The 10245-nt window shown below is 65.7% G+C and carries 6 protein-coding genes and 3 rRNA genes; 7 read left to right on the top strand and 2 right to left on the bottom strand.

Features of this window, described 5'->3' with window-relative positions:
• From LQV39_RS26170 to LQV39_RS26155, 4 genes are all read left to right on the top strand, one after another.
• A 23S ribosomal RNA gene (locus LQV39_RS26170) occupies positions 1-109 on the top strand; the annotation flags it as partial.
• A 127-nt stretch (positions 110-236) separates the two neighbouring features.
• Positions 237-349, top strand: a 5S ribosomal RNA gene (rrf, locus tag LQV39_RS26165).
• A gap of 121 nt (positions 350-470) precedes the next feature.
• On the top strand, positions 471-1952 hold the full coding sequence (locus tag LQV39_RS26160) for a DUF2868 domain-containing protein (protein WP_230030119.1): 1482 nt from the start codon (positions 471-473) through the stop codon (positions 1950-1952).
• Complete coding sequence (locus LQV39_RS26155) at positions 1949-3421, top strand: DUF3482 domain-containing protein (protein ID WP_230030118.1); 1473 nt, start codon at positions 1949-1951, stop codon at positions 3419-3421. Before LQV39_RS26160 ends, LQV39_RS26155 begins: the two co-directional genes overlap by 4 nt.
• Here LQV39_RS26155 and LQV39_RS26150 read toward each other — a convergent pair.
• Positions 3418-5535, bottom strand: coding sequence for a TonB-dependent receptor (locus LQV39_RS26150; RefSeq protein ID WP_230030117.1), 2118 nt, complete (start codon positions 5533-5535; stop codon positions 3418-3420). The genes LQV39_RS26155 and LQV39_RS26150 overlap by 4 nt on opposite strands.
• A 221-nt stretch (positions 5536-5756) precedes the next feature.
• Between LQV39_RS26150 and adh the strand changes: the two genes are divergently transcribed.
• On the top strand, positions 5757-7277 hold the full coding sequence (gene adh, locus LQV39_RS26145; protein ID WP_230030116.1) for an aldehyde dehydrogenase: 1521 nt from the start codon (positions 5757-5759) through the stop codon (positions 7275-7277).
• A 21-nt stretch (positions 7278-7298) separates the two neighbouring features.
• A complete protein-coding gene (locus LQV39_RS26140; protein ID WP_230030120.1) occupies positions 7299-7685 on the top strand; it encodes a DUF779 domain-containing protein in 387 nt (128 codons plus the stop codon).
• 81 nt (positions 7686-7766) lie between these two features.
• Here LQV39_RS26140 and LQV39_RS26135 read toward each other — a convergent pair whose 3' ends face one another.
• Complete coding sequence (locus tag LQV39_RS26135; RefSeq protein WP_230030115.1) at positions 7767-9632, bottom strand: sigma-54-dependent Fis family transcriptional regulator; 1866 nt, start codon at positions 9630-9632, stop codon at positions 7767-7769.
• A 494-nt stretch (positions 9633-10126) separates the two neighbouring features.
• Here LQV39_RS26135 and LQV39_RS26130 point away from each other — a divergent pair.
• Positions 10127-10245 (top strand): 16S ribosomal RNA (locus tag LQV39_RS26130); the annotation flags it as partial.

Below are 10245 nucleotides of genomic sequence, written 5' to 3'. Positions count from 1 at the left end.
CTTGAGCTCCTTGAAGGGTCGTTCGAGACCAGGACGTTGATAGGCTGGGTGTGGAAGTGCAGTAATGCATTAAGCTAACCAGTACTAATTGCCCGTACGGCTTGTCCCTATAACCTTGGCAGTCAAAGCCAGGTCGATGACAGCGGTTTGTTGACACAACAGATTACAAAGTAAAACTAACTTCTTCCGGATTCAGGGTAGCGCTGCAGTCAAAAGCGATACCCGTACAGTTTATGCCTGATGACCATAGCAAGTCGGTACCACCCCTTCCCATCCCGAACAGGACCGTGAAACGACTTTGCGCCGATGATAGTGCTGCAACCAGTGTGAAAGTAGGTTATCGTCAGGCTAATTATTAAGCAGAGCCCGCTCAGTCAACACTGAGCGGGCTTTTTGCTTTCTGAAGCATCCGTCAGCCCCCTGCGATTTGCGGCACAATGCAGCTGTTGTCTATCCATTAAGGACGCAGCATGAAAGAACAGGTGGCGAGAAGAGTGACCCTGGTCCGTTCCATCGAAACGGCCGATATCAAACACGAAGTCCTGAGCGACGACGACCGCATGTACGCAAGCCGCAGTGCACGCGAGCTCGCGCAATGGTCCGCGGCCGACAGCAAATCCGCGCTCACGCTCGACCACTTCCTCGAACAGCGCTCCGACCAGATCCTCAAGCGTCTCGCCGAGCGCACGCCTGCCTTCCGCAGCTTCCTGAACCGCCGGCCCTTGCTGCCGATGCTGTCCGCACTGCTGCCGCTGCTCGCCCTGATCGCAGGCGCCGCCATCGACCACATCGCCGATCCTCACCGCGTCGACCTGCTGTCCGCGCCGCTCTTGCTGATCATAGTCTGGAACCTGCTGGTGTATGTAATCCTGCTGGCCTGGCTGCTCGTCCCGTCCAAACGCACCGGCTGGGTCAGCCCGGAATTGATGCGCAGGCTCAGCGTCGGCAAGTCCAGGCTGCCCCGCAAGCTGCCGGCGCCGCTGGCCGCCGCCCTCGGCGAGTACGCGGTCGACTGGACCCAGCTGTCCTGGAAACTGACCCACGCGCGCCTGAGCCGCACGGTCCACCTGGCCGCGGCCGCGTTCGCGCTCGGCGCCGTCATCTCCCTGTACGCGCGCGGCCTGCTGACCGAATACGCGGCCGGCTGGGAGAGCACCTTCCTCGATGCGAACCAGGTCCACAGCCTGCTGTCCTGGCTGTTCGCACCGGCCTTGCTCCTGTTCCCGATCGACGGTTTCAGCGTCGCCGACGTGCAGGCGCTCCGCTTCGTGCAGGAACCGTCCAGCGCCGGCGGCGCGCGCTGGGTCCATCTGTATGCGGCGACCCTGCTGCTGCTGGTGATCCTGCCTCGTGTGATCCTCGCCCTGTTCGCCGGCTGGCGTGCTGCGCGCCTCGCGCGGCGCTTCCCCATCGACCTGCAGCAGCCATACTTCCGCAACCTGGCGGATCATGTCGGCGCCGGTCCCGGCCCGATGACCCTGCGTGTGCTGCCCTACAGCTTCACGCTGGACGAAAGCCGCGACCGCGGCCTGTCCGAGATCGCCGCAAACATGTTTGGTGCGCAGACCCGCGTCATGCTGCGTCCCTCGCTGCCGTATGGCGAAGATCCGAAATCCCTCCTGCAGGACCTGCGTCCTGAAACCGGCGATGCGACCGTGACCGCGGTATTGTTCAACCTCGCAGCGACGCCCGAGCAGGAAAACCACGGCGCCCTGCTGGCGGCGATCGCGCAGCAGCTGCCGGGCGGCGTGACCGTATTGGCCGATGAATCCTCGATGACCGAACGCGCAAGCACGCAAACCGGCACCGATGTGCGCCTGGTCGAACGCATCGCCCTGTGGCGCCAGTTCTGCACCCATTACCAGGTCCAGGTGACCATCGTGAACCTGCTGCAGCCCGGGAAATACCGGGCCGATACGCAGGGCGGCGTCGCCGCGGCGGGGGCGCGATGAGCGGGGCGGTAAAGGTCCAGTTCGCGCTGGTGTCGCACACGAACAACGGCAAGACCACGCTCGCGCGCACCCTGGTCGGCATGGACGTCGGCGAGGTGCGCGATGCCGCCCACGTGACGACCTTCTCGGAATCGCATGTGCTGCAGACGACGGAGCAGGGCGATAGCCTGCTGTTGTGGGACACGCCTGGCTTCGGCGATTCGGTCCGCCTGCTCAAGCGCCTGGCGATGGCGGGTAACCCGATCGGCTGGTTCCTGCGCGAAGTCTTCGACCGCTACCGCGACCGCCCGTTCTGGCTCAGCCAGCAGGCCCTGCGCGCCGCCCGCGACGAGGCCGACGTCGTGCTCTACCTCGTGAATTCGGGCGAGCATCCGCGCGACGCCGGCTACCTGCCGGCCGAGATGCGCATCCTGGAATGGCTGGGCAAGCCGGTGGTCGTCCTGCTGAACCAGCTCGGGCCGCCGCGCCCTGCGGCTGACGAACAGGCAGAGCAAAGCCTGTGGAAGCAGCACCTCGACCAGTATCCCATCGTGCGCGAAGTCCTGGCCCTGGACGCCTTCGCCCGCTGCTGGGTGCACGAACACGTGTTTTATGAAGCGCTCGGCAGGCTGGTGCCGGAGCCGAAACGCGCCGGCTATGCGCGCCTGCGCGCGGCCTGGGAAGCGAACAACGTCGCCCGCTACCACGCTTCGCTGCGCGTCAGCGCCGAGCAGCTGGCGGCGGCAGCGCGCGACAGCGAAGCCGTGGCCGAGGAGACCAGCGGCTTCCTGCAGTCGGCGCTGAAGGCCGTCAAACTCGGCAAGTCGGATGCAAAGCGCCAGGAGGCCGCGATGGCCAAACTGGTCGAGCGTCTCGAGGAGCGGATCGCCCAGGCCACCGGCCAGCTGCTGACCCTGCACCGCCTCGACCCCGGCCAGGCGTCCCGCATCAATGCGCGGGTGCGTGACAACTTCAAGGTCCGTGCGCCGCTCGACAAGGCGCAGGCCGGCCTGCTCGGCGCGGTAGTCTCCGGTGCGGCGACCGGACTGTCTGCGGATTTGATGGCGGGCGGCCTGACGCTGGGCGGCGGCGCGCTGCTCGGCGCCATTGTCGGTGCGCTGACGATGGCCGGCGCCGCCTGGGGCTTCAACACGACGACCGACCGTAACCAGCCGACCGTGCAGTTCGCGCCGCCTTTCCTGCGCACGCTGATGGTCGGCAGCATCCTGCGCTACCTGGCGGTCGCCCACTTCGGCCGCGGGCGCGGGAATTTCGTGGAAGGGGAGGCGCCGCCGTTCTGGCAGGCCGCGGTGGAAGCGTCGCTACAGGCTCATTGCCCGGACACGGAGCGCTTCTGGCAGGACCTGCGTACGCAGGGAGACAAGGGCGCCGAGTCGCTCCAGCGCCTGCTCGCCACCGTCGTCACCGAAGTCCTCGCACGCCTCTACCCCGGCGTGCAGATCCCCGCCCAGGCCGCCGCTGCCGCTTAAAAGCGATACTGCACGCTCGCACCGAGCACCCAGTTGCGGCCGGGCGCGGCTTCGTAATAGCGGCGGTTGCTGTCGCCGACGATCACCGAGCCGATATAGCCGCGGTCGAGCAGGTTGTTCACGCGCGCGTATTCCTGCACGCGCCAGCCGCCAAACTGCTGGCGCGCCTGCACGCGCAGGTTGGCGATCGCATAGCCCGGGGCCGGATTGGCCTGGTTGGCGTCGTCCGGATACAGCTTCGTGTTGGCGATGGTTTCCAATGCGGCGCCGTAGCGCTCGGCGGCGTCCTTCCACGCGAGTTCGCCATACAGGCTGGCGTTCGGCACGCCCGGCAGGCGGCTGCCCGCGAGGACGGCGCCAAAGCCTTCGTCGTACACGGCGCGCAGCACGCTCAGGGCCAGCCTGCCGCTCCAGTTACGCCGCCAGTCGGCATCCGCCGACAGTTCCAGTCCCTGCCTCAGGGTCGCGCTGGCGTTGCGGTAGCTGGTGCGCCCGCCGGAGGAACTGTCGACCACCAGTTCATCGCTGGTCTTCACCTGGAACACGGCAGCGTTGATGCGCACCGCATCCATCGGCATCGCCTTCACCCCCAGCTCCAGGTGGGTGCTTTGCGCCGGCGCCAGCGAGAAGTTGAAGCCGCTCCCGGCGCCCGAATAAAAGACTTCGCTCAGGGTCGGGGTCTCGAAGCCGCGCGCCGCGCTGGCATACAGGTTCAGGCCGGGATTCAGCTTGTAGAGGACGCCCAGCAGCGGCGTCGTGTGGCGGTAGCTGACGCTGCCGCTGTCATTGCCATTGGCGAGGAAGCGGTCGTCGACGTCGAACGTGACCCGGCTGTGGCGCAGTCCCGCGCTCAGGACCCAGGCGTCGCGCTCCCATTCGAACTGGGCATACGGGTCGAGGTTCTTCACATCGTCCTGTTCGTCGCGGCGCAGGCGGCCCCGCACGCCGAACTGGCTGCCGATGAAGTTCTCGTAGCCTTTGCGTTCATCGTCGGATGCGCCGGCCTCGATGCCGAAGGTCGAGCGCAGCGTGCCGTCGAGGAAGGGCCGCGGCATGCTCCAGTTGGCGTCGATGCCGTGGAAGTCGCGCTCGAAGTCGACCACCCCGCCGGAGTGGCTGGGCGGCGCCTGGAAGCCCTGCGAGAAGGACTGGTACTGGATCACGCGGCGGTTGCCGACGTAGGCGGTCATGCGCAGGCGATCGTCGCCGAAACGCTGCTCCCAGGTCGCGCCCAGTTGCTGGTGCTTGATGCTCTTGCGCGTGTCGTAGCGTTCGGCGAAGGTGCGTTGCGGCGTCTGCGGGTCGGTGGTATCGATCTCGCCCGCGCGCGGATCGCGCTGCCAGGTAGCCCAGGTGACGCCGAGCGGATCTTGGGTGTCGTTCTGGCGCAGGCCACCGGCTGTCAATACCAGCCGGCTCGTGGCGCTGGTCACGAAGGTGAGCTTGGCATAGGCCTGGTCGCGCGTGGCGGCGCTGTGGCTGCGGTAGCCGTCGGTGTCGAAGCGCGAGGCGTCCAGCAGGTAGCCGACGCCGCCGGCGCTGCCGCTCGCATTCAGGTCGGTCTTGCGGCTGCCGTAGCTGCCCGCGCTCACATTGAACTCGAGTTCGGGCGCGCCTTTCGGATCGCGCGTAAACAGCTGGATCACGCCGCCGGAGTGGTTGCCGTACAGGGCGGAGAAGGGGCCGCGCAGGACCTCGATGCGCTCGGCCATGTCGAGGTCGAAGGTGGCGGCCTGGCCTTGGCCGTCGGGCATGGTGGCCGGCACGCCGTCGGCGATCAGGCGCACGCCGCGCACGCCGAAGGCCGAGCGGGCGCCGAATCCGCGCGAGGAGATCTGCAGGTCCTGTGCATAGTTCTGGCGGTTCTGCGCCACCAGGCCAGGCACGGCGGCCAGCGCTTCGGACGCGTTCACGCGCGGCTGCGCGGCGCCGATGCGGCTGGCGTCGATCACGTCGATCGAGGCGGGCAGGTCGAAGCTGAGTTGTTCGGTGCGGCTGGCGCTGACCACGACGACCGGGGTGGCCGTATTGACGGCATCGTCGGCCAGGGCGGACGATGCATAGGTGGTGGACAGTGCGGCGATGATGCTGGAAGCGAGTGCGTGTCGTTTCATCTTTTCTCCGTGATCCCGGCACGCACTATACCTGCCGGGCGTGAATCCTGTTGTCCAGTTGATCACTCCGCTGTGTCAATCTGGAGCAGGTGTCACGGGCGATGGCGCAGTTCCGGCCGCCGCGCGCCGCGTCTTCGCTCTGGGCCGATGCGCCGCGCGGGCTGGCATGGCGCTTGCGAGATAAAGGACTCCACACCACCACAAAGAAAGAAGAGGATGACATGAATCTTGCAGACATCAGCAAACTCGGCGTCGCCAACCCCTTCCGCCAGCGCTACGACAACTTCATCGGCGGCGCCTTCGTCGCGCCCGTCAAGGGCGAGTACTTCCCGAACGTGACGCCGATTACCGGTCAGCCCTTCTGCGAGGTCGCACGCTCGACGGCCGAGGATATCGAAGCCGCGCTCGATGCCGCCCATGCCGCCAAGGAGGCCTGGGGCAAGACCTCGCCCACCGAACGCGCCAACATCCTGAATAAAATCGCCGACCGCATGGAGCAGAACCTCAAGATGCTCGCGACCGCCGAGACCATCGACAACGGCAAGCCGATCCGCGAGACCATGGCCGCCGACCTGCCGTTGGCGATCGACCACTTCCGCTATTTCGCGGGTTGCATCCGCACCCAGGAAGGCGCGATCTCGACCATCGACCACGAGACCTATGCCTACCACTTCCACGAGCCGCTGGGCGTGGTCGGCCAGATCATCCCGTGGAACTTCCCTATCCTGATGGCGGTGTGGAAGCTGGCGCCGGCGCTGGCGGCGGGTAACTGCGTCGTGCTCAAACCGGCCGAGCAGACGCCTGCTTCGATCATGGTGCTGATGGAGTTGATTGCCGACCTGCTGCCGGCGGGCGTGATCAACATCGTCAACGGCTTCGGGCTGGAAGCCGGCAAGCCGCTGGCATCCAGCAAGCGCATCGCCAAGATCGCCTTCACCGGCGAGACCGGGACTGGCCGCCTGATCATGCAGTACGCGGCGCAGAACCTGATTCCAGTGACCCTGGAGCTGGGCGGGAAGTCGCCCAACATCTTCTTCGAGGACGTGATGGCGGCGGACGACGACTTCTTCGACAAGTGCCTCGAAGGCTTCGCCATGTTCGCGCTGAACCAGGGCGAGGTCTGCACCTGTCCGTCGCGCGTGCTGGTACAGGAATCGATCTACGAACAATTCATGGAGCGCGCGCTGGCGCGGGTGGAGAGAATCAAGGCCGGCAACCCGCTCGACGAGAACACCATGATCGGCGCCCAGGCTTCGCAGGAGCAGCTCGAGAAGATCCTGTCCTACCTCGACATCGGCCGCCAGGAAGGCGCCGAGGTGCTGGCCGGCGGCGAGCGCGCCACCCATGAAGGCGACCTGTCCGGCGGTTACTACGTGCGTCCGACCGTGTTTAAGGGCGACAACCGGATGCGCATCTTCCAGGAAGAGATCTTCGGCCCGGTGGTCTCGGTGACGACCTTCAAGGACGAAGCCGATGCCCTGCGCATCGCCAACGACACCTTGTACGGCCTGGGCGCCGGCCTGTGGACGCGCGACGGCAGCCGCGCCTTCCGTGTCGGCCGGGCGATCCAGGCGGGGCGCGTGTGGACCAACTGCTACCACCTGTACCCGGCGCACGCGGCCTTCGGCGGCTACAAGCAGTCGGGCATCGGCCGCGAGAACCACAAGATGATGCTCGAGCACTACCAGCAGACCAAGAACCTGCTGGTGAGTTACAGCCCGAAAGCGCTTGGCTTCTTCTGAGGGCGGCATGTGATGAGCACTATGGCCACGCCGATCGAGCGCGTGGCCGCGACGCCTGCCGCACTTGCCTTCATCGGCGAGCTGCGGCAGCGCCACGGCCCGCTGATGTTCTTCCAGTCCGGCGGCTGCTGCGACGGCAGCGCGCCGATGTGTTATCCGGAGGGCGAGTTCAAGGTGAGCGACACCGATGTCTGCCTGGGCAGCCTGGACGGGGCGCCCTTCTATATGGGGCGCGAGCAGTTCGGCTATTGGGAGCACACCCAGCTGATCATCGACGTGGTGGCCGGCAACGGCGGCATGTTCTCGCTCGATAACGGCACCGGCCGGCGCTTCCTGACCCGTTCGAGGCTGTTCACGGACGAGGAGTGTGCGCTGTTGCGTGAGCAGCCTCTTACGCGAAGCGCCTGACAGGAGCCGCAGGGCAAGGCGCATCAGCGAAGACAGTACGCTAATACGGCGAGCCGATGCAACGCCGCCATGCGGTTCTTGTCAGGCGCGTGGTAGTTTGCGGTAGATGGTGTTGCGGGAGACGCCCAGGGCGCGTGCGGCGGCGGAGACGTTGCCGCCGTGCGCGTCCAGGCTGCGCAGGATGGCGCCCAGTTCCAGGTCGTCGAGCCTGGCGGTCGTCGCGGCTCTCTGCGCTGGCGGCGGCGCTGCGGGCGCGGCGTCGAGGTCGTCGAGGAAATCGTCGGGCAGGTGCTGCAGGCCGATCTCGCCTTCGTCGCCGGCCATCAGGCTGGCCGTGCGCAGCAGGCTGGCGAGCTGGCGCAGGTTGCCGGGCCAGGCGTGGCGCCGGAACAGCTGCAGGACTTCGTCGGCCACGCGCCGGGTGCGCGCTTCGCTGACCAGCAGCTGGTTTACGATGGCGTCGAGGTCGCTGCGTTCGCGCAGCGGCGGCAGCTTCACCACCAGGCCGTTCAGGCGGTAATACAGGTCTTCGCGGAACAGGCCGTCGGCGATGCGCTTTCGCAGGTCGTGGTTGGTGGCGCAGACCACTTCGATGTCGACCGCCAGCGCCCTGGCGCCGCCGAGCGGCACGACCTTGCGCTCTTCCAGCACCCGCAGCAGGCGCGCCTGCAGGGCCAGCGGCATGTCGCCGATCTCGTCGAGGAAGAGGGTGCCGCCATGCGCCTGCATGATCCTGCCGCTGGCGCCCTTCCTGCGCGCGCCGGTGAAAGCGCCTTCCTCGTAGCCGAACAGCTCGGACTCGATCAGCGCTTCCGGAATCGCGGCGCAGTTTACCGCCACGAAGGGACCGCGCGCACGCGGCGAATCCGCGTGGATGGCCTGGGCCAGCATTTCCTTGCCGGTGCCGGTCTCGCCCATGACAAGGATGGTCACCCCCTGGCCGAGGACCTTGCCGACTTTGGCGACTGCCTGGGCGAGACGGGCGTCGCCGGTGTCCAGGGCCTGCAGGCGGGAGCGCGGCGGCGGCGTGACGGGGCGCGGCGCGGCGGGCGGCGCGGGCAGGCTGGGTGCGTCGTTGAGCAGCTGCACGCCATGCGCCAGGCGCAGCTCGGCGCGGCCGCGCACGCGCACGCCGTTGTGCATGCACAGGTCGAGCAGGCCCGGGGCCGCGCTGCGGTAATGATCGTAGAGGGCGGACAGCGGCAGCCCGAACAGAGAGCTGAAGGTATGCGCCTGCAGGGCCGGCGTGGACAGCCCGAGCTGGAACAGGCAGTTGCGGTTCGCCGCCAGGAAGCGGCCGCCCGGGGTAAAGGAAGCGATACCCTCCATCAGCGTGCCGATGAATTCCGGGCGGGTGTGGAAGTGCAGGGTGATCGCGTTGCCGAAGGCTGCGGCGAACAGCTGGTTCTCGATCATCAAAGCAGACATCCGCACCAGTGCCATGGTGTGCTTGTGGAAGCTGCGCCGGTCGCCGCTGACGTCGAGCACGCCGATGACATCGCCGTGGTGGTCGACGATCGGTGCAGCGGAGCAGGTGAGGAAGTGGTTCGCCGTCAGGTAGTGCTGGTCGGCGTGCACGGTGGTCGGCGCCCGTTCGGCGATGGCGGTACCGATCGCATTCGTGCCCTTGCTCTCTTCGGACCAGTCGACGCCCGGCGTCAGTGCGACGCGGTTGGCCTTTTCGAGGAAGTCGGCATCGCCGAGCGAGTGCAGGATCACGCCGCGGGCGTCGGTCAGCAGGACCGAGTTGTGCGTGTTGGCGATTTGCTGATAGAGGGTCTCCATGGCCGGCACCGCGTGGCTGTACAGCATGCGGTTCTGCTCGACCAGCGCCGACAGGGCCGACCCCGAGAGAGGATCGAAGTCTGGACGGAGGTTGGCGCGCAGCCCGTAATGGAGGGAGCGGCGGTGCGAGCTGGCGATCGTCGCCGGCAGATGATAAGTCATCCCATGTCTCCTGGTTGGCCCTGGACCGCGGCTCTATCGGTGGAAGTCGACTATTGATTAATGTAGCACGCAACAGAGCCCTTGCATCCACCCGGGTGCATTTGCTATAGTTCGCGTCCTGCTTCTGCAGCGCACGAAAAGTTTAATAGAATCAACGAATTAAACTTGTATAAACGGCCATGCCGAGTGCGTTGAAGAAAAACGAGGGGTTGACGAGTCAAGCGAAACACTGCATAATCTTCCTCCTCTGCTGCTGACGAACAAAACGATTCGCAGAATGCAGCAAGGCAGTACAGAATACGATCTTTAACAATCAACAGTCGATAAGTGTGGGCGTTTGATGAAGTGCCAGCATCCTTCGGGATGCTGAATGCTTAAATTATCAAATGTTCACAAAAAGTATAACGTTGCTTCAGCAATGAAGTAACGGTCAGTATTTTGAGTGAGCGACCCTTGAGAAATCAAGGTGGCAGCAATGCCAACAAACAGAGATTAAACTGAAGAGTTTGATCCTGGCTCAGATTGAACGCTGGCGGCATGCTTTACACATGCAAGTCGAACGGCAGCGCGGGGCCAACCTGGCGGCGAGTGGCGAACGGGTGAGTAATACATC

Source organism: Massilia sp. Bi118 (assembly GCF_918697865.1).
In the GTDB taxonomy this organism is placed as follows: Bacteria; Pseudomonadota; Gammaproteobacteria; order Burkholderiales; family Burkholderiaceae_D; genus Telluria.
The sequence above is the reverse complement of the archived record's forward strand: the minus strand, read 5'-3'. Positions and strand labels throughout refer to the sequence as shown.